Source organism: Nocardioides baekrokdamisoli (assembly GCF_003945325.1).
GTDB lineage: Bacteria > Actinomycetota > Actinomycetes > Propionibacteriales > Nocardioidaceae > Nocardioides > Nocardioides baekrokdamisoli.
On record NZ_AP019307.1, the window covers coordinates 2,886,861 to 2,903,922 of the forward strand.

Below are 17,062 nucleotides of genomic sequence, written 5' to 3' on the forward strand. Positions count from 1 at the left end.
CGAAAGAGCGTTTGCGAATACGCTCGACCAATGGCGCACTCCCAGATTCTTGATATTGCCAGCGAGCACTCGCTGACGTTCTACTGCGGTGACCTGCCGGCAGACCCCGCGGTCGTCGCCGCTCAGCACGAGCCGAACGGATACTTCTGGGAAGGCGTCGCAACCTTTGTTGCCCCCGAGATCGCGGACCGCCTCGACCTCGACTCCGAAGCCGGCATGTTCAGTGCATCAGGTTCGAAGACGGACTGCCAGGCGCTCCAAGCCGTTCTGGAGCCACTGATCGGTTCCTCCGAGGCAATCAGCGGCGTCATCACACGAGCCAACGAGGCCGGATTCGAGTTCGACGACTAACGCACTGATCTGCCGCGCTGAGCGACCCGCACATGGCAAAGTTCAGGCATGAGTTACGACCTTGCAGTCTGGGAAGGCGAACAGCCAATCTCTGATGCGGCTGCTCTTGACTGCTACCTGAAGCTCATGGACCGCATGGAGTCGGGCGACCACGAGCCGACCCCGACGCCGGCAATTATGGCCTTCGTCGAGGCCTTGACGGCTAGGTGGCCTGACACGGATGAAGCATGGGACGACGACGAGACGCCATGGGCCGACGCCCCCATCATCAACAACGCCTTCGGCGACGCCATCTACTTCGCAATGACCTACAGCGGCGCCGAACGTGCGGTTCCGTTCGCAGCACAATGCGCTTCAGAGCTCGGGCTTGTCTGCTTTGATCCGCAGGCTGAATCACTCGTTTCGGCCCGATGACGGCCAGCCAAGCATCCTGATCTGCCGCAGACAAGGCGTTCAAGATTGGCCTAGTTCGACGATCTCTGGACGCATCCGCATCAGGGCATGGAGATCCTCAGCGCTGTGGTCCTCCGACTGCCGGATGAAGCGTCCGACCACCACGAACCGGCTGCCGATGGCGCGCAAGTGGACCGGAATCGTCTCCGTCTCGAGATCCCACGTCACTTCGCCACCCGCGATGCCGACTCCGCGGAAGCGCTCGAGCTCGACCTTGGTCATGCTCCCTGGCAGATGCATGAGGACTGTTGCGATCTCGCGGTAGTCGCCCGACACGATGGACACCCGGCCAGTCTCGCGCGGCGACGGGAGATCCACACTGTTTTGCCGCGACACTGCCGATATGAGTGCGTACTCCGACCTCAGAGAGACGGCGCACTAGTAGCGGAATACGTTGACCCGCTGCTGATCCTCTGCAAACTTGTCGCTGTGAGGACTCTGCCGCGGTTGATTCTCGTTCTCCCGGCACTGACCGCTTGCGGATCTGCGCCCGCTGCGCCTGCGTCTCAGACGCTGCCTCCTGGGGTAACTCAGGCGTGCTTCGCCGCAGTCCGCGCTTGGTCGCATGAGGCCTACAAGCTCTCTGACGAGATGGACGAAGCCGTGCCGGAAATCCTGGCTCACGCTCCAGACTTCACTCGCCTTCAAGCTCTGGCGGCTGGAGCACAGGGTTGGTGCCCGGCGGATGTCGTCGCATCCATCAGCAGCCCCGTGAGCATTGTCAGGGATCTCGATGGGCTCGTCGGAGGGTGCCGGAAACACATGTCGGCCAAGTGCGCTCCAGACGTTCTCGGGGCTCTTGCCAGCAGCGGGGCCGAGCTGATTCGGTACGCAGTGACGGATACCGACATCAGAGCCGGCGTTCCCCCGAGGCCACCCACGCCCTGAAACCCGATCTGCCGTTCTGGATGGTTCCGTCTGAGCGAGAGGTTGCACTGCGTTCGCCTCGGGTGCTCGATTTTCGCCGGCCGATCACAGGGCACTCCGTGCGAAACTGATTTGCCGTGACTCTGTCGAGAATCGAGAGCGCATTGGCGACCCACCTGACACGCTTAGGCGATGAACAGGCATCCGGCGCCTCGATACCCATTCAGACCGGTGTCCTGGGCTTACATCGACGACAGGTTCGCCAAGTTCGCCGACGATCATCCCGAGTTCGCTCATATGTCGGCCATCGTGAAGAGCGTGCGTGCAGTAGGCGCTGACGCTGATCTCGCCGCGTGCACCTCAATGCATGACTTGATAGTCGTCGCCGAACCCATCCCGGAGCCGCCCTATGACGTCGTAGCCATCCGTGCTCCAAGTTCCCTGGCGCACCCGTCAAACGGCTCCGTACTCATTGAGCACCTATCCATCACGGGTCGAGACGATCGGCTTGAGCGCCCAGTCGACGAAGCCGTTCTGCTGTTTTGGCGTTTCATGATCGAGAAGTTCGGCGTCGACCCATCCAATTACTCCCATCCGCAATGATCTACTGCGGGTCTTGGGCGACTACTCGTTCAAGGCTGTCGACCCAGGCAATATGCGGCCTGGTTCACAGCGACGCTGAGCTCGATCTGCCGGAGGGCCGCGCGAACCTTCGGATCAGTCGCCTTACTCAGCTTGAAGCTGCTGGGCGCCCCGTCGGGAGTCGCGTCACTCACCTCATACATTGGTGACCCGTCGGCCCCGGCCACGAAATCGAAGTAGGCCCCGTTGGTTCCCCACGTACCCCGGGTGTCGATCGCCAGCGCGACGTACTGACGCAACCCAACTGACGCATACGACCCCGGAAGGTCATAGAGCGCGGCATGAGTTCCAATCACGGGCTCCCCTCCGTTGTCGGTCACACCGCTTGTTCGAGCTGCCATGAGCCTCGCGACCAGCGAGGCCGGCACCGCGTGACACCGGCGAGCGTCAAACCCGATGGACTGCGCGTACTTCGTATCTGCTGTCTTCGCCTTGGCCGCATCGTCAGCGTCTCCCCGCGCTTCGAGTCCACTGCCAAGAGCGACGAACACGATGCCCAAGCTTCCAATCAGCAGCGCCGGAACCAGTGTGCGACGCGGCATCGTTCGCAGCGCCCGCCTAGCGCCGCCCACGCACACCGCGATCAGGAAACCCAGACAAGCCGCCGCAAGCCACGCCACCCCGAAAAAGCCAACAGCGCCACCCACGATGGCGACCTCTGAGCCGCCCGAGTCATTGAACGCACTCACGAACAGGAAACCGACGAAGGTTAGCCCCGCTGCGATCATGGTGACGATCCCAAATGTCAACCAGAACGGCAGCCAGAATCGTCCGGCACGTATGGTCGGATCGATCGGTTGACTCATGCAGACATGTTGGCCGCTGCACAGCCCATTGCGCACTCGTTTGCCGCTGATCGCGCGCGACCCTGTTGAGATGAGTACGTCTCGTCGGGCCGAACGATGCACAGATCAGCCTTTCCGCAACGCCTTGTGGCGGTCCGACACTGGGTTCTAAGGTGGCGCCGTCAGGCATGGTGCACTTGTCCACCCGCAAGAAGGACTTCGCATGATCACACCTATGAAGAGCATCGCGCTGTTAGGCGCCGCCGCCGCGGTTCTGGCTCTCTCCGCCGCTCCCTCCTCGGCCGACACTGTCTCGGATCTTCAGGGCCAACTCGCAACACTTCAGGGTCAACTTGCGTACCAGCAGTGCCAACTGCAGAACACGCTGATTCTTGAGGGGATGCGCGTCCCGTATCTCTTTTATCTTCTCCCGAAGGGACACATCTGCATCCCGCCCGGATAGTCGGAGTCCTGACCGGCCGGCGGGGGTTCACCTGCCGCAACCGGACATATTCGACGCCGTCTGCCGCCGTCAGTTGTGCCGCTCGATACGGGCCAGGACGTGTTCGCGCAGCGGCGCATGCCCATGTTCAGCCTCAACGTGTCCGATCAACAGATCTGCAAGCGAATCAGCTTCCTCCCCAGAGAAGGAGGCCTTGCAACGCGGGCATTGAAGCGACAGTTCGGCCATGCGCCGAGTCTGTTACCCATACCCAAGGGGCGACATCCGAGGACGCCCAGTTCTGCCGCCAACCGTGCGCGGGTTTGTCGAGTTCAAGGGGTCCGGATTGGAACCTTTGCTGACGAACCTGGCGTCATACTTCTGGAGACAGAGGGTTGGAGGTGCCGTGCGCTGGAGCACCGTTCTCGCCGTTGCCGCGCTCATTGCCACTATGACCGGCTGCAGTTCCTCTGACAATGGCGAGGAACCTCACGCGACACCGACCTCGTCGCCGTTCTCCCTCTACACCCACTGCGGCATTAGCCGCGCTCGCATCAATGGCCAGTACTACGAAGCAGAAACGCACCTCAGCGACGGGAACGACAATCCGCCAAAGGGATGGGGCAATCCGTACCAGCACGGGACCATCACGCTGACGTCACCTTCAACAGCGATCTTTCGCGACGACCGCGGGCACGAAGTCGTCTTCCGCGCCGCCACGGCGAATCCAAATCACTTCCTCTGCAGTTGAGACGAGAGGTTTGGGCGGCGCACACCGGACGCCCTCATCTGCCGCGACGAGTCTTCTGAGAATCCGGTCGGCAACTAATGTCTCCGTATGCGCGAACAAGACCCGCGGGTACCGGCCGACGTCGAGCAGTACCTAATCGAACTGTTCGCACGTGCCGGCCAACTCGGTGGATCGATCGGGGGCGGAGTGGGCGCTGGCGGAGCCGGGGCACTCGGTGGCGGTCGCGGCGGAGCCAAGGGCGGGGCCCGGGGCGCGATGCGACTCCGGACCGTCGTAGAGGATCGCGGCACAGTTGCGCCCCTGACACGTGACGAAGCACTTCAGAAGCTCACGAGCGCATTCCCGAAGCTCATACCGTTGCCGACCGCCGATGCGGCGGTCCGTGTGGCGATTCCGCTTGGATTGACCGGGCTTCAGCAAGTTGTTGTGGACATCCTCGTCCCGGCCTCTTCCGACGGTCAGCAACTGCCCCTCGTGCGCACATATTGCAAAGAGGGACTGCTCAGCCGGAAACCCGCCGCCCGGATCGCAGATCAGGTCGCTAACGCCCTTCAAAACCAGTAGTCGCGCGCCAGCGACGGCGAGGACATCTAGGTCGGTAGCGACCGCCCTGAACGCGCTGATCTGGCTCCCTTCTGTGTCAAGAGGCGGCTGGATGGTGCCTCTGTTCGACGGCGCCAGCGGGGCGTAGCGTGGTGGGCACGGGTCCGGGAAGTGGCTGATCCGAAGTGTCGATGTGCGGGGGCAGGTCGACCGCGCTGGATATGTCAGACGCCCCGCAGTGCCCTCCCGGACCCGCTTCACGTGCGTCGGCCACGAGTTGGCGATAGATCACATCCGAGATGCGTCGCTTCAAACACCGCAGTGCTTCCATCGGGGTCTTCCCGGCCGCGAGTTTGCGTCGGTAGTAGGCCCGGCCTTCGGTGTCACGCCGGATCTGGACGATCGCGGCGATGTGGATGACGTGGTTCATCCGCCGGTTCCCGGCCCGCGATAACCGGTGTCGGATCTGCTCACCAGATGAGGCATCCAACGGTGCGGTGCCGGTCCAGGAGGCGAACCTGTTCCGGTCAGCGAACCGGACAACATCGCCGACATCGGCCAAGATCCTGGCTGCGCCCGCTGGGCCGATGCCGTGAATGTCCATCAGGTGCGATCCGCGTTCGAGGACTGCAACTTTCAGCTCGGTGTTGATCTTCTTCAACTTCCGGTCCAGGACGACAAGGTCGGCGATCTCCTCAGCGGTGATCCGGCGACGCATCCTCCCAGCCAGATCCCGGGGCTTCACTGTCGCGAGCAGGGCCTTGGCTTGATCGGCTGACAGGTCACGTTTGCGCTGGCCAGGCAGCAATTCACTGAGCAGGCGTTGGATCCGGTTCACGGTCTGAACCCGCAGATGCGAAAGCTCATCACGACGATCGGCGAGCATCCGGATCACCTCCAGTCCCTCATCGACCGCCAGCACACGTAGACCTTTGGTGTGGACTGCGACCGCGGCGATCGAATGCGCATCGGTCGCGTCGGTCTTCCGGTTGTGGCCGGTATCGAACAACCTCACCCGGGCGGCGAGCTTGGCCGGAACATCGACCACGGACTCGCCAGCGGCGAGCAACCGTTGGGCCAGCGGTCGGCCGGCACCGTTGGCACCCTCAACCGCCCACACCCGATCAGGCCACTGCGCCACGTACTTCCGCATCAGCCGGTACCCGTCGGTGTCGGTGGCATATCGGCCGCCGCCAAGTCGGTGACCGTGGTGGTCGACGACCTCGATCGTGGCCGAGAGTTTGTGGGGATCGACCCCAATGTTCACTGCATCCATCACGTTTCCTCGCTTCGATTCGATTGAACTGAAACGGCGAGGTGGGCAGTGCTACTACGAGCTGGGCAGTCCCTTCTTGAGCCACGCCTCGTCAACGGTGACCCGGCGGGCAGCAGACCAGAAGAGAGCCACACCCTCTGGTGGGCAGCCGCAAAGAGAGCCGTCCCGCCGGGCACCTAGACCGAGTCTGGCCAGACACCGATCCTGACCGGAAGTCTCTTAGTAGCCGCAAACCGTTCTGCTGCAATGCCAAGGCAGAGGACCAGTGCCGGGATGTCGCGCTGCTTCTTTGTCGCAAGTCAATCGCTGCGGCGTGGAACCTGCGCCACGGCGTCGGCGTCATACTCGGCATCCCCTGGTTCGAAGGAGTTCACATGTGTGTGGAAGTCGTTCGCGCGGCCTTCGTGAGTGCGTTGACAGTTGCCTGCCTGACGGGATGCGGATCTATAGGCACCGCGGCCAATCCGAGCGCCTCTGCAAGCCTGGCTACGTCGCATCCGGCCGCGCCCATGCCGCCGCACGGCTACCTCGGCAACTGGACAGTCGAGTCGGTGAGCACGATGGGTGCCGACGGGCCGATGATCCCAGTTCCGGGTTCCGCGACTCTTCAGTTCTTGGACAATGGCACCGTGACCGGATTTGATGGCGTGAACCCTTGGAGTGGTCGCTTCGTTGCCGCGGACGCACCGGTCGCCCAGATCCGGATTCGTGACGTCCATTCGGGGCTGGTCGGCCTTACCGCCGCGGCGCCGACATGGCAGAGGGCGCTCACGAGCTCGTTCGCGGTGATTGAGTCTGGCGCCCCAATGAGGGTTACGGGCAACAGAGATCGGCTCACCATTCACGTTGGCGAAGCTGTACTCGTCATCGGCCGCTTAGTTGGCTAATCGGCGGCTTAGGGCTGCCAACAACGACGCACTCATCTGCCGCGATCAGTCCCGCACGAAATCCGTGAGGCCAGCCCGCCGAACCGCATCACTCGTCGCCTGACGCACACCGAAGGGAGCGGATTCGGTGCGGAAGGGCTGACCAAGAATCGAAGGGTCGTTGAAGCCTGTAAGGCATTCGAGGCACTCAACGACCACCGCGCCAGTGTCTTCTCGGATGGCGAATACGAGGTCCCCATTCGCGCAAACCGTGCACTGATCCAATCGCCTGACAGACACCCACTGAGTATGGGCACGCCTCATGCGAACCGCACTCTTTTGCCGCTGTGCGCGTCTCAACACCGATCGCGTCTGCGGCGATCAGTCCCACGTAGGTGAGGTCCTTCAACTCAGATTCAGCTGACGTGAGGGCGTCGCGTCTCATCCGCGGGGCCGTGGTCAGACCCTCCAGGCTGACCACACCCACGACGGCACCTGCGATCCCAACGAAGATGCCTGGCAGGCACGCAGGAGGGTCCGTCCGATGTCAGGGCTGACCAGATCCGTACGCCTCAATCGGTGTCTTCAACGGCCGGCGGCCCGTAACTCCGCTTCAACGTTTGAGAGGTACCTGTCCACCTCGCCCATCGCATAGCCGGGACGGATCCGAACGGGAGTGAATCGCGCATTCTGGATCTCGCTGCTCGTAGCCGTACCAGCCTCGATTTTCGCCACGAGCGCGTCGACGTCCTCGACGGCATATCCCTCCCGCCAACGAACCAACCTGAACCGAGCTGGAGCGATCGGTTGTTCGCCATTGAAGGACATCTGAGTCATGAGGACACGGTACGACGCTCGGCCGTCACTGCTGCTGATGCGAGACTTGCCCGGTGACCGAGACAGCCGACGGGCAACATTCGCCGGACGGGATCTGGTGGTGGACGGGCGAGGAGTGGATCTCGGCGTGGAGCCCGGACTTTCGCTACTGGTTCGACGGTTCGACGTGGATACCGCAGTCATCAGCTCGCCGAGGTCAGTCGGCGTTCCTCCGTCGATCAGACTGGGTACTCGGGGGAATCTGGATCACCGGGGCGATCCTCGCAACCGGATTCGGGATGCAGGCGGCCAGCCACAACGACCATCCGGAACTGGAGCCGACATGGGCGCTGTGGTCGTGGGGCGGCGTCGCAGCGACTCTTGTCCTGATGATGCCCGTCATGGGATACCTGACGTGCCGGGCACCCGGCCGAATCGCGCGCATGGCCCTCGCCACAGCCTTGGTCTGGGGCTCGCTGCTCGCGGCGTATGTGCTGGCAATGGCAACGTCCTCAGACCCCAACAGCGACAATGCCGCCGGGGCCGGCCTCGTCGTCCTGGGTATCCCTGCCGGGTTGGCAGCCGCCGCCCTGGTCGGGTTCGGCGGGCTGCTGCGGTTGGCAGTCGATCGGCTTCGAGCCCGACTCACGTCGGGACCACGTACGCCCTGATCTGCCGCAACTCACGTAGCCAAGAGCGTGGCTGCATGTCCGCACACGGCGTCCCTCGGAGCGCTACTTACTGATTCAAGTGCGTCGAATGCAGCACCCGGATCTGGCCCCCTAGCGTCCCGAGCAACCAAAGTATCCGAATCTTGACTCAAACTAGAACCGGTTCTAGTTTCAGGCCATGACTGCGAGCCGCGAAGCGATTCTTGAGACCGTCAGTGCCTATGTCCGGCTCGTGGCCGACGGGACCACCGATGAACTCATGGACCTGTTCGCCGAAGGCGCCACCGTCGAGGACCCAATCGGCAGCGAGGTGCGTACCACCCGTGCGGCAATCCGCGAGTTCTACGCAACGCTTGAGGGGCTGGAACAGACCGCCGAGCTCAGTGTCGTCAAGATCGCAGACGGACAGGCGGCGTTCTTGTTCGAGCTCGTCACTCACATCGGAGAAACCGCCTATACGATCGCCCCGATCGACGTGATGACGTTCAATGAGGACGGCAAGATCACCTCAATGCGCGCGTTCTGGTCCGACGCGGACGCTCACATTGGTTCCAAGTCGGCATAGATCTGGCGCCGCACCGACACGCGGCTGGCGCCTCCAGAAGCCCTGATGTGCAACACCCGGAGGGATCCTCCCGGTCACCCGCGTTGACTTACTGCAGATCCGCTCAGTTCGAGCAGTGCTGTGCCGTCGGAGTCGGTGATGTCGATCGCCTGGATCTGGCTGATCGGCAGCGCAGTCCCCGCGCTGAAGGCGATCGATCGGCCGTCGTTGAGCTGCCAGCTGCCCAGCTGGCTGGTCGCACCGGTGGTGCTCCGTACGGACAGCGCGTAGCGGTAGCCCGCGGGGATCGCGACCCCGTGGGTGTATCCGCAGTTCACGGTGATCTCCGTCCCCCACGGGGTCTGACGGAGCGAGGCGGTCGCGTTCACGGCGGTCGGGTGCACGGCCACCATCGCCTGTGCCGGCGGACTGGTCTGATGCTGGGTCGCCAGCACCACCGCCAGCACCACCGCCAGCACCACCGCCAGCACCACCGCCAGCACCGACGCCGCGACTGCTCCGAGCGCAAAGCTGGCCGTACGCATCCGGCGCGAGGCCCGACGGGACTCGGCGAGCAGGCGTGGCAGGATCGTGTCCGGGAGCGGAGGGTACGTCTCGTCGAGATCGGCCTCCTCGCTGGCGATCAGGTACGGGAAGACGCTGCGGCCGGCGTCCACGCGCGCTCGGCACGCCTCGCAGCCCTGCAGATGTGCCTCGAAGGCGAGACGCTCGTCCGGGCTGAGCGCGCCCAGCAGATAGGCGGCGTCGACGAGTTCGTACGGGTCCGTGCTCATTCGGCACCTCCTAGTTCCTGCAGTGCGGCCCGGAGAGCCCGGATCGCGTAGTGGGTTCGGGACTTCACGGTCCCCGGCGAGATCGAGAGTGCCTCCGCGGCTTCGGCCACCGACCGTCCGCGGTAGTAGCACTGGCGCAGCACCTCACGATGCTCCGGCGTCAGTCGGCTGAGCGCCTGGCGGAGCACCTCGCGGTCGACGATCTGGTCGACAGCGTCCTCAGTGCGGGGTTCGGGCACGTGATCCGTCACTGACTCGTGCCGACGTCGGGCGGAGCGATGGTCGTCGATCACGATCCGTCGCGCCACTGTGTAGAGCCACGCCCGGGCGGACCCGCGTTCCGGTTCGAACGCATTCGGGTTGCGCCACGCTCGCAGCAGCGTCTCCTGCACGACGTCCTGCGCCTGGGCTGCGTCGCCACCGGTCAGGCTGAGGGCGTACCTCCACAGCGCAGCGCCGTGCTCGTCATGCAACGTACGCAGCAGGCGGTCGCCGTCCGATGCCGGACCCAGGGGCATGCCCACCAGTCTGCTCCCGAATGGACTCATGGCGCTTCTCTCGCGGCCGACGGGTCAGTAGTTTCCGCCGCCGTACGCGCCGCTGTTGCTGCTGGAGGCAGCTCCGGTGATCGGGGCGCCGGTGGGGGAGACCAGCCACCACTTCGCGCCGAATCCATTGTTGCCCTGGCCGTTGGTCGAGCCCGCCCCGGAGTCGCCCGCGAAGTAGTAGAGCGGGTGTCCCTTGTACGTGACCTGGGTGCCGCCGTCCGAGCGCTTCACCGTGCCCAGATCGGGGGTCATGGCTGAGCCGGAGGCCTTGGGGGCGCCGGTGGTCAGCACCGGGGGCCAGGCGCTGGCACACGCGCTGGAACAGTTGGAGGTGCTCCCGGAGTCGCCCGCCCACAGATAGACGGCCCGACCCTCGTCAGCGGTGAGGTACGTGCCGTACTCACCCTTCGCCGTGGCGATCTGCTCTGCCCCGGAGCCGCTGGCCGACATCGACGGGCTCGTTGTGGTGGACGGATGGCCGTAACCGCCGGTGCTGTAGGTCGAGGAGCCGCATGCGGAGAGCAGGATCCCGGCGACCGCTGCGGGCGCGATGAGTACGGCGCGGCGATGGCGCCGTGTCATGAAGTCGATCATGGCTGTACGTCCTTCCGTTCGACCTGGCGGTTGATCCGCCCTCACCAAGGACACGGAACAGCCCTACGGATGGTTCACCTCGACTCCGGTGAAAGTCCGTTGAACCGAATCCCACGCACCCTCGTGTTCCAGATACCGATCACGAGAGGCGGTGTGCCATGGAGCTCCTGCGACGTGGATGGATCGAGTGGACGCTCATCCTGATCACGGTGGCCGGTCTGGCAATCGATGCGTACGTCCACTTGCACATCGCATCGAGTTACCACCTCGTGCGTACGTCCGCTCTCAGCCAGACGGACCTGTTCCGGATCGAGTCGGCGATGGCGATCGTCGCCGCGATCTGGCTGGTGCTCCGTCCGAATCTCCTCTCGGCGGCCGCCGCATGCCTCGTCGGCGCGGCCGGAGTGGCGGCCGTGACCTTCTACTACTACGTCGATCCCGGGCAGCTCGGCCCGATCCCCGACATGTACGAGCCGGTCTGGTCCGCCGACAAGACCCGGAGCTTCGACGGCGAAGCCCTGGCCGCCGTCGCCGCGTTCGTACTCGCTCTCATCTATCTGCGTAGAACCCCGCGAAAGGCCCGCTCATGACCAAGACCCGCCTGTACGTCCGCGCAGCTCTGGTGGCGGTGGTCACCTGTGTCACTGCCATGTTCGGTTCCCTCGTCCTTCTGCAGGAAGCGAGCAGCGCAGCCGGCGCGAGTGTGGCCATCCAGAACTTCGCGTACTCACCGCAGGTTGTCACCATCACGGTCGGATCGACCGTGACCTGGACCAACGACGACGGCACGGATCACACCGTCACCTCGCTCAGCGGACCGGGAGCCTTCGACTCCGGGCAGATCGCGTCGGGCGGGACGTACTCGCACCGCTTCACCGTCGTCGGTACGTACACGTATCACTGTGCCGACCACTCGATGATGCCGACCGCAACGGTCAGGGTGGTGCCGGCGACCACGCCGTCTCCGCATCCGACCACGCACCCGACCGTCCGGTCTTCGCCACATGTGACGCCGAGCCCACCGCACCCGGCTCCCATCCCGTTCGCGACGCACGCCGCCAGCCCCTCGATGACACCGATGGTGACCCCGACCAAACACGTCTCGGCCTCGACCACGGCGTCGGCGAAGCCGCACGTCAGTACATCGGCGTCTGTGGGTCCGACGGCCGGATCACCGGCAACAGGTGGAGGCAACGGGAGTCCGCACGCTGCGCTCTGGTGGATCGGCGGAGCTGTCCTGATGGTCGGAGGTGGGACGGCCATCTTCCTGCGCCGGAGCCGCCGATCCTGACCGTGAACCCGATCAAGGCCCATGATGGTGGGGTGACCAGTCTGCAGCCGCGCGCGTACGTGAGCCGTGCCGGGAGGTACGCCTCGGCCGGTGCGGCGATCGCCGGCTTCATCGGTGCCCTCGCCGGCCTTGTGATCGGCCTGGACACGTATGCACCGACCGCGTGGTTCGCAGTGTTTGAGATCGGCATTCCCGCAGCGATGGTCGGCGGGCTTCTCGGCCTGCTGGTCGCCGGCGCTGTCCATGGGTGGAGGCATTCTGTCGGTGGCCGGTGACAGGATGGATGCATGCCCGAGGACACCACGGAGGAGTTCGCCGGCCAGCCGGTGATCTCCTTCCTCACCGTGCCCGACTGCGAGGCCTGGTTCGTCGAGCACCACGCCGACGTCCGCGGCTTCTGGCTCAAGATCGGGAAGGCCGGCGCGGCTGCGACTGTCACCTACGCCGAAGCGCTCGACATCGCCCTCTGCCACGGCTGGATCGACGGGCAGAAGCGGGGCTACGACGAGGCGTACTGGCTGCAGCGCTTCACTCCGCGCGGCCCGCGCAGCAAGTGGTCGCAGGTCAATCGGGACAAGGTGGAGGCTCTGATCTCGGCGGGTCGGATGCGCCCGTCCGGGCAGGCTCAGATCGACGCGGCCAAGGCGGACGGACGGTGGGCTGCGGCGTACGCCGGTCAGAAGACGGCCACGGTCCCGGATGACCTGGCTGCCGCGTTTGCCGCCGACCCGCAGGCAGAGGCGTTCTTCGAGACCCTCACAGGTGCCAACCGCTACGCCATCCTCTACCGGGTGCAGGATGCGAAGAAGGCGGAGACCCGGGCTGCACGGATCGCGAAGTTCGTCGAGATGTGCCACAACGGCGAGACCATCCACTGACGGGGACGTGGCACGCCCTATCTGGGGACGGTGCGTCCTCTCCGAGCCTGGACGACGGTGACCAGCACGATCACCGCGATGGTGACGAGCGTGGAGTAGTGGTCGATCCGATGGATGACATCCACGGCCGGTTTGCCGAGGGCGTACCCGAGACCGACGGCCGGGCCGACCCACAGCAGCGAGCCGAGCACGTCCAAGGCCAGGAAGGTGCGTAGTCGCATCCCGGCCAGCCCGGAGGCCGCGTAGATCAGGATGTTCGGCACCGGCAGGTAGTACGCGAGCACAATGGCCGCGGGACCGAACCGCTCGGCCGTTCGCTCGAGTCGGGCCAGACGTGCCTCTCGACGGGCCAGCGCTCCCGGCGAGGAAGCGCGGCCCAGGAGCAGGTGCAGTGCGCGGTCACCCCACCGACGCCCCGCCCACCAGAAGACCCAGTCGAAGATCATCGTCCCGGGCACGCCGGCCAGAACGGCGAACCAGATCGGCAGTTCGCCGAGTCGACTGTGCGCTCCGACCGTGACCTCGGCCAGGGTCGACCCACTGATGATCTCCAACAGCAGCGGATGCGAACCGATCAGCGCCGGCACCAGCGGCCACAAGGCAATCCAGTACGCCATGCACAGCCCGAGCAGCACCGCGATGACTTTGTCGGGGCGAGCGGCAGTCCCGCTCCAGGGTGCTGGTGCCCGGTGCGGCCTGGGGATCTCAGGGTCGTGGGTCGCGGGCGTCATCACGCCGAGTGTCCCACTCTCCGTAAGACTCTTGCGTAGTCCCCGGGTACTACGCATCGTCCTCGGTCCGGACACACCTTCGTGGCGCCCACGCTCACGGTGGGGTCGTGCCGAGAAGTCGCTGGTCAGAACCCCTTGCGGGGACGCCTCGGATGCCTACGATTTCAGATCGTGCGGATGCGCACTCGGGGCTGTCTGCCCTGGTGTCCTGGGGAGGAAAATCATGTCGAAGTTGAAGATCCGGATCGCGGCCGTCGGGCTCGCGGTCGTGGGGATGGTGGGCTCCGCCGCCGCCGTGGCCGAGGCCGCCACGGACGGACCGTCGTCGTTGGGCACGCCGGGCCTGTACGCATACACGGCTTCCAGCCCGCAGTACACCACGATGCAGTTCTATACGACCGTCACCAACGACCCCGGCGACGGCGCCAACGTGTTCTGGTCCCACCAGTTCTCGACTGCCGACAACAGCGGTTACATCGGGTTCCAGGCGACCTCTGGCAACGGCACCGGAAGGCCCGTGCTCTTCAGCGTGTGGGGCGCGACTGACTGCCGGACCGGCGAGGCTGCGCTCGGTGCCTACTGCACCAGCGGCACCGAGACCACGGACTTCAAGTCCGCGCGGATCTACTACCCGTGGAAAGCCGGGGTGAAGTACCGGCTCACCGTGGCGCAGGCACCTGCGCAAGGCGCTGGCTGGTGGACGGCCTACCTCTACGACCCGACTACGAACGTGAACCACCGGATCGGCTACCTGAAGTTCGGTGGCGCGACCGGTGGGACCGTGAGCCCCGAGGTGTCCTGGGTCGAGTACTTCAACTGGAACGACCCGAACGCGATCTGCGGGAACCAGATCAACTCGAGTGCGGTGTTCTCGCCGATCACGGGTTCAGTCAACGGCAAGACCGTCGCCGCCGTGCCCTACACGAGCACCACGCACAGCAGCACTTGCACGTACGCCGACCAGAGCTCGATCAGCGGCAGTTCGGCGAACCTGGTGGTGACATCGCAGACCGGGGCGTACGCGCCTCCGACGGCGACCAGCCTCACCGCCTCGACGCAGTCGGTCTCCAACGGCTCCACCGTCACGTTCGCGTACGCCACTCCGGCAGGTACCGCCAGCTCGTCGAACTGGATCGGTGTCTACAAGCAGGGCACTTCGCCCGGCAACGGATACTCCACCGACTGGCAGACGGCCAGCGGTGAGCGTGGGAGCAAGACGTTCACGTTCAACTACGGGCCGGGGACCTATCAGGTCTACTACCTCTACAACGACGGCTACCAGGTCCTCTCCGGGCCGATCACGGTCACGGTGCAGTAGAGCTGAACCCTCATCACCCCTCCCTCGCGAGCTCACGGGCTCGGGGGGAGGGGTGATGTCATTTCCAGCACTCGGCGGAAACTGAAACGTGTTCTACCATGGGATCGAGGGGTGGTTGTATCGGCGACGCATGCGCGTCGTGGGGGTATCGCTGTGAGATCTGAAGGGGAGCGGATCGCGGAGCAGGAGCTGCTGGCTGCTGCGCGGGCGGGCGACGATGAGGCGTTCGCAGCGCTCTATCGGCAGCACTACGAGAGCGCGCTCACGTACGCGCTCACGCTGACGAATCCGGTGCGTGCGCACGATCTGGTTTCTGAGGCGACCGTGAAGGTATATCGGCTGACGCGCGCCGGAAAAGGCCCGGAGACGGCGTTCCGTGCCTATCTCTGCGCGACGATCCAGAGCGTCAATGTCGACTCGCTGCGGCGGGTCGGGCGAGAGGTCCCATTCGATGACGTGAGCCTCGTCGCTGAGCATGCGGCGCCGGATGCGGCCGAGACGGTCGTTGAGTGTGATGCCATCAGCCGGGCCTTCCGAGGGTTGCCCGACCGCTGGCAGACGGTGTTGTGGGCCACGGTGGTCCAGGGACGTACGCCGCACGACGTCGGACAGCAGTACGGGCTCTCGGCGAACTCGGTGTCGGTCCTGGCGATGCGAGCGCGCGAGGGGCTCAAACAGGCCTATCTGTCGCAGCACTTCGACGCCGTTCCGTCGGGGAGTGAATGCCACGCCCATGTCGCCGACCTGCCCAGGTACGTACGCGGGCGGCTCGCTGCGAGTCGTCACGCTGTCGTCGGCGACCATGTGCGGCGGTGCGACGAGTGCGCACGGGTCGTGGAGGGGCTTGACCACATCAACAACCGCTTCGCAGCTCTCCTGATCCCCGTCCTCCTTCTCGGGGTGCCCTCGACGACCGGCAACCACCTGCCCGGCACCGCCGCACCCGGGACACACTCGGCCCTTGCGGCGGTCAGGGGCCGGGTCGCGGATCTGGTCGAGCGACTGCGCGTCGCTGCGCCGCTGGCCGGGCCTTCGTCGACCGTGATTGCGAACACCGTGGTGGTGATCGCGACCGTTGCGGTGGCTGGAGCTGTCGGGGTGGCTGACCTGCACGACGCCGCACACACCGCGCGGACTGTTGCCGTGGATGCTCGGCATACGGGTGGTCTGGATTCGCACAGTTCGTCGTTCGGACCCGATCGCCCCGGAGCCACGGTGACCGCGCGGCCATCGGACGCGTCCGTGTCGGGGCAACCGATGCCGACTCCGGCCGCGCTGCCGTCGCCGGCTTCCAGCCGGTCTGCGCCGCTGGCCTTGCCGACTCCGGTGCTGCCGCACGTGCCCGCCGTACCCGTCGTGCCTGTCTCTTCTCCAACCGCTTCGGCGAGTCCGAGCGGGACGAAGTCCCTTGAGTACACCAACATCGGCACGTGCAGGATGCAGGGCGCGGGGGTGAAGTGTGTGGATTCGACAGGGAATTCGGCTGCGGACATCGTGATGACCCCCAGCGGAGGCGGGACGTGTTCGGCGAGCGGCCCGACGGCTGACTGCGTGGGCCCCCTGCAGATCACCTCGCGGTATCCGGATCCCTCCACCGGACAACCCACGGTGCTGTACACCCAAACCGGCTCCGCTGACAGCTGCCATGTGCGGCAGCAGGTCCTCACCTGCTACCGAGCGTCCTGACGGAGCCTGCGAAACCGTCGCAAAAAAGATCCGTACCGCGCGTCATGGTGAGGCTCCCGGTCGCGTCATAGCCCCAGGAACGAGTGAGCTCCTAGGCGCGCCAGCAGTCGACCATCCCCCCTCTGTCTGCTGGCACTGCTCGGACCTGTCAGCTTCCCACCCCTATCGGGAGGCTGGGGAAACGGCCCCGCGTCCGAGCGCGGGGCCGTTTCATC

The 17,062-nt window shown here is 65.1% G+C and carries 24 protein-coding genes; 15 read left to right on the plus strand and 9 right to left on the minus strand.

Features of this window, described 5'->3' with window-relative positions; genetic code table 11:
* Nucleotides 1-30 precede the first annotated feature (30 nt).
* Nucleotides 31-351 carry an Imm51 family immunity protein gene (locus KCTC_RS14185; protein WP_125569857.1) on the plus strand — a complete coding sequence of 107 codons (321 nt, stop codon included), beginning with the start codon at nucleotides 31-33 and terminating at the stop codon, nucleotides 349-351.
* 48 nt (nucleotides 352-399) lie between these two features.
* On the plus strand, nucleotides 400-765 hold the full coding sequence (locus KCTC_RS14190) for a hypothetical protein (protein ID WP_125569858.1): 366 nt from the start codon (nucleotides 400-402) through the stop codon (nucleotides 763-765).
* A 39-nt stretch (nucleotides 766-804) separates the two neighbouring features.
* Here the strand turns inward: KCTC_RS14190 and KCTC_RS14195 are convergent, their stop codons facing one another.
* Nucleotides 805-1,089, minus strand: a complete 285-nt coding sequence (locus tag KCTC_RS14195; protein ID WP_125569859.1) for a hypothetical protein — start codon at nucleotides 1,087-1,089, stop codon at nucleotides 805-807.
* A 774-nt stretch (nucleotides 1,090-1,863) separates the two neighbouring features.
* On the opposite strand from KCTC_RS14195, the gene KCTC_RS14200 reads away from it, so the two are divergent.
* Complete coding sequence (locus KCTC_RS14200) at nucleotides 1,864-2,274, plus strand: hypothetical protein (protein WP_125569860.1); 411 nt, start codon at nucleotides 1,864-1,866, stop codon at nucleotides 2,272-2,274.
* Nucleotides 2,275-2,303: 29 nt separating this feature from the next.
* Here the strand turns inward: KCTC_RS14200 and KCTC_RS14205 are convergent, their stop codons facing one another.
* Entirely contained in the window at nucleotides 2,304-3,119 is an 816-nt protein-coding gene (locus tag KCTC_RS14205; RefSeq protein ID WP_125569861.1) for a hypothetical protein, read from the minus strand.
* 214 nt (nucleotides 3,120-3,333) lie between these two features.
* Here KCTC_RS14205 and KCTC_RS14210 point away from each other — a divergent pair, with 214 nt between their 5' ends.
* Nucleotides 3,334-3,561, plus strand: coding sequence for a hypothetical protein (locus KCTC_RS14210; RefSeq protein WP_125569862.1), 228 nt, complete (start codon nucleotides 3,334-3,336; stop codon nucleotides 3,559-3,561).
* Nucleotides 3,562-3,630: 69 nt separating this feature from the next.
* Here KCTC_RS14210 and KCTC_RS14785 read toward each other — a convergent pair whose 3' ends face one another.
* The gene (locus tag KCTC_RS14785) at nucleotides 3,631-3,789 is read right to left on the minus strand and encodes a hypothetical protein (protein ID WP_164512604.1); all 159 of its coding nucleotides are present in this window, start codon (nucleotides 3,787-3,789) and stop codon (nucleotides 3,631-3,633) included.
* A gap of 157 nt (nucleotides 3,790-3,946) precedes the next feature.
* Between KCTC_RS14785 and KCTC_RS14215 the strand changes: the two genes are divergently transcribed.
* A complete protein-coding gene (locus tag KCTC_RS14215) occupies nucleotides 3,947-4,291 on the plus strand; it encodes a hypothetical protein (protein WP_197715210.1) in 345 nt (114 codons plus the stop codon).
* 87 nt (nucleotides 4,292-4,378) lie between these two features.
* The gene (locus KCTC_RS14220) at nucleotides 4,379-4,855 is read left to right on the plus strand and encodes a hypothetical protein (RefSeq protein WP_125569863.1); all 477 of its coding nucleotides are present in this window, start codon (nucleotides 4,379-4,381) and stop codon (nucleotides 4,853-4,855) included.
* A 76-nt stretch (nucleotides 4,856-4,931) separates the two neighbouring features.
* Here the strand turns inward: KCTC_RS14220 and KCTC_RS14225 are convergent, their stop codons facing one another.
* Nucleotides 4,932-6,110: an IS110 family RNA-guided transposase gene (locus tag KCTC_RS14225; RefSeq protein WP_125569854.1), complete on the minus strand. Its 1,179-nt coding sequence runs from the start codon at nucleotides 6,108-6,110 to the stop codon at nucleotides 4,932-4,934.
* A gap of 140 nt (nucleotides 6,111-6,250) precedes the next feature.
* Here KCTC_RS14225 and KCTC_RS14230 point away from each other — a divergent pair, with 140 nt between their 5' ends.
* Entirely contained in the window at nucleotides 6,251-6,997 is a 747-nt protein-coding gene (locus KCTC_RS14230; protein ID WP_125569864.1) for an META domain-containing protein, read from the plus strand.
* A gap of 564 nt (nucleotides 6,998-7,561) precedes the next feature.
* Here KCTC_RS14230 and KCTC_RS14790 read toward each other — a convergent pair.
* On the minus strand, nucleotides 7,562-7,813 hold the full coding sequence (locus tag KCTC_RS14790) for a DivIVA domain-containing protein (protein WP_164512605.1): 252 nt from the start codon (nucleotides 7,811-7,813) through the stop codon (nucleotides 7,562-7,564).
* A 53-nt stretch (nucleotides 7,814-7,866) separates the two neighbouring features.
* On the opposite strand from KCTC_RS14790, the gene KCTC_RS14795 reads away from it, so the two are divergent.
* Together KCTC_RS14795 and KCTC_RS14245 are read left to right on the plus strand one after the other, a co-directional pair.
* Nucleotides 7,867-8,463 carry a hypothetical protein gene (locus KCTC_RS14795; protein WP_164512606.1) on the plus strand — a complete coding sequence of 199 codons (597 nt, stop codon included), beginning with the start codon at nucleotides 7,867-7,869 and terminating at the stop codon, nucleotides 8,461-8,463.
* Between the two features lie 178 nt (nucleotides 8,464-8,641).
* Nucleotides 8,642-9,028, plus strand: coding sequence for a nuclear transport factor 2 family protein (locus KCTC_RS14245; protein WP_125569867.1), 387 nt, complete (start codon nucleotides 8,642-8,644; stop codon nucleotides 9,026-9,028).
* Between the two features lie 74 nt (nucleotides 9,029-9,102).
* Here KCTC_RS14245 and KCTC_RS14250 read toward each other — a convergent pair whose 3' ends face one another.
* From KCTC_RS14250 to KCTC_RS14260, 3 genes are read right to left on the minus strand one after another with little or no spacing between them, the layout of a single operon-like run.
* Complete coding sequence (locus tag KCTC_RS14250; protein WP_125569868.1) at nucleotides 9,103-9,801, minus strand: anti-sigma factor family protein; 699 nt, start codon at nucleotides 9,799-9,801, stop codon at nucleotides 9,103-9,105.
* Nucleotides 9,798-10,319 carry a sigma-70 family RNA polymerase sigma factor gene (locus tag KCTC_RS14255; protein ID WP_125569869.1) on the minus strand — a complete coding sequence of 174 codons (522 nt, stop codon included), beginning with the start codon at nucleotides 10,317-10,319 and terminating at the stop codon, nucleotides 9,798-9,800. The genes KCTC_RS14250 and KCTC_RS14255 overlap by 4 nt, the downstream gene beginning before the upstream one ends.
* Nucleotides 10,320-10,373: 54 nt before the next feature.
* Nucleotides 10,374-10,943: a COG4315 family predicted lipoprotein gene (locus KCTC_RS14260; protein WP_197715211.1), complete on the minus strand. Its 570-nt coding sequence runs from the start codon at nucleotides 10,941-10,943 to the stop codon at nucleotides 10,374-10,376.
* 158 nt (nucleotides 10,944-11,101) lie between these two features.
* Between KCTC_RS14260 and KCTC_RS14265 the strand changes: the two genes are divergently transcribed.
* The 4 genes from KCTC_RS14265 to KCTC_RS14280 are packed head-to-tail and all read left to right on the plus strand — an operon-like array spanning nucleotide 11,102 to nucleotide 13,112.
* Entirely contained in the window at nucleotides 11,102-11,533 is a 432-nt protein-coding gene (locus KCTC_RS14265; RefSeq protein WP_125569870.1) for a hypothetical protein, read from the plus strand.
* Nucleotides 11,530-12,234: a plastocyanin/azurin family copper-binding protein gene (locus tag KCTC_RS14270; RefSeq protein ID WP_125569871.1), complete on the plus strand. Its 705-nt coding sequence runs from the start codon at nucleotides 11,530-11,532 to the stop codon at nucleotides 12,232-12,234. Before KCTC_RS14265 ends, KCTC_RS14270 begins: the two co-directional genes overlap by 4 nt.
* A gap of 32 nt (nucleotides 12,235-12,266) precedes the next feature.
* On the plus strand, nucleotides 12,267-12,509 hold the full coding sequence (locus KCTC_RS14275) for a hypothetical protein (RefSeq protein ID WP_125569872.1): 243 nt from the start codon (nucleotides 12,267-12,269) through the stop codon (nucleotides 12,507-12,509).
* A gap of 12 nt (nucleotides 12,510-12,521) precedes the next feature.
* Nucleotides 12,522-13,112, plus strand: a complete 591-nt coding sequence (locus KCTC_RS14280; protein WP_125569873.1) for a YdeI/OmpD-associated family protein — start codon at nucleotides 12,522-12,524, stop codon at nucleotides 13,110-13,112.
* 17 nt (nucleotides 13,113-13,129) lie between these two features.
* On the opposite strand, the gene KCTC_RS14285 is transcribed toward KCTC_RS14280, so the two are convergent.
* Nucleotides 13,130-13,843, minus strand: coding sequence for a DedA family protein (locus tag KCTC_RS14285; RefSeq protein ID WP_164512607.1), 714 nt, complete (start codon nucleotides 13,841-13,843; stop codon nucleotides 13,130-13,132).
* Between the two features lie 223 nt (nucleotides 13,844-14,066).
* Between KCTC_RS14285 and KCTC_RS14290 the strand changes: the two genes are divergently transcribed.
* Complete coding sequence (locus KCTC_RS14290) at nucleotides 14,067-15,161, plus strand: DUF3472 domain-containing protein (protein WP_164512608.1); 1,095 nt, start codon at nucleotides 14,067-14,069, stop codon at nucleotides 15,159-15,161.
* Between the two features lie 153 nt (nucleotides 15,162-15,314).
* Nucleotides 15,315-16,847: a sigma-70 family RNA polymerase sigma factor gene (locus tag KCTC_RS14295; protein ID WP_164512609.1), complete on the plus strand. Its 1,533-nt coding sequence runs from the start codon at nucleotides 15,315-15,317 to the stop codon at nucleotides 16,845-16,847.
* Nucleotides 16,848-17,062 lie beyond the last annotated feature (215 nt).